The 1,311-nt window shown below is 79.2% G+C and carries 1 protein-coding gene; it reads right to left on the bottom strand.

The features are described 5' to 3' along the window. Window positions 1–68: 68 nt before the first annotated feature. A partial coding sequence (locus tag ABZ885_RS41300; protein ID WP_360200379.1) for a thioesterase domain-containing protein occupies window positions 69–1,311 on the bottom strand: 1,243 nt, incomplete at its 5' end.

The raw sequence follows: 1,311 nt of genomic DNA, 5'->3' as shown, positions 1-1,311 counted from the left end.
GAACGCCTGGGGGTGTGCGGGCCCCTCTTCGTCGTCGCCCGTCGCGGGCGGCCGCGCGGGCGGGCCGGTCAGCCGGTGCCGGAGAGCGCGTGCGCGAGCCGCGGACCGATCACCGCCATCGGCCCCGGTCCGGCCATCTCCCCGTGGGCGCAGGCGACCGCCACCTGGTCGATCCGCCCCGTCACGTACCCGGTCCAGTCCTCGGCCCCGGGCTGTCGGCGGGAACTGCCGCGGGCGGCCGTGAAGAGCAGCAGGTCGCCGTCGAAGACGGCGGGGCGGAAGGCGTGCGCGAGCCGCACGTTGCGGCGGAACGCCTCGGCCATGGCCGTGATCGGGGCGTCGTCGAGCTCGGCGAGGGCCGCGTCGACGCCGCGCGCCGCCGCCCGGAACGCCGGGAGGTCCAGCGCCTCCGAACGGCCCGCGGGCGGGTGGCCGCCGAGCGACTCCAGCAGGGCCCGCAGGCCGTCCGGGTCCTCGCTGCCGGGCGCACCGCCGGTCAGCGGGTGGGCATCCAGCAGGGCGAGCAGGTCGACCGCCTCCCCGGCCGCCCGCAGCCGGGTGCCGACCGCCTGGGCCACCAGCCCGCCGAACGACCAGCCGGCCAGGTGGTAGGGCCCGTCCGGCTGGACCGCCCGGATCTGCCGGACGTACCGCTCGGCCAGTTCCTCGACGCTCGCCGCCGGGCGGCCGCCGCCGAGCGCCGGGTCCTGCAGGGCGTGCAGCGGCCGGTCCGGCGCGAGGTGCGGCAGCAGACCCGCGTACACCCAGCCGGCGCCGGCCGCCGGGTGCACGCAGAACAGTGGCGGCCGGGTGCCGCCCGGCCGCAGCGGCAGCAGGGACGTCAGCGGGTCGCCGCCGGCCCCCTCGGCCAGCGCGCGGGCGAACGCCGCCACCGTGGGGGCGGCGAACAGGCTGCGCAGCGTCGGACCGCCGCCCAGGACCGCGCGCACGCGGCTCAGCAGGCGGATCGCCCCGAAGGAACTGCCGCCCAGGGCGAAGAAGTCGTCGTGCACGCCGATCCCCGGGGCGCCGAGGACCTCGGCGAACAGCCCGCACAGCACCGCCTCGACGAGGTCCCGCGGCGCAGTGCGGTCGCCGGTCGGCCGCGTGCGGGGCGGCGGGAGGGCCGCCCGGTCGAGCTTCCCGTTGAGTGTCAGGGGCAGCGAGTCGACGACCGCGAACTGCGCTGGCAGCATCGCCTCGGGCAGGGAGCGGGCCGCCCAGCGGCGCACGTCCGCGAGGAAGAGCTCGACGGCCGACCACGGCGCCGCGGTGGCCGGCGGGGTCGGCAGGGCGGCCAGCCCGTCCGTC

Origin of the sequence: Kitasatospora sp. NPDC047058, assembly GCF_040643935.1 — a bacterium.
In the GTDB taxonomy this organism is placed as follows: Bacteria; Actinomycetota; Actinomycetes; order Streptomycetales; family Streptomycetaceae; genus Kitasatospora.
The sequence above is the reverse complement of the archived record's forward strand: the minus strand, read 5'-3'. Positions and strand labels throughout refer to the sequence as shown.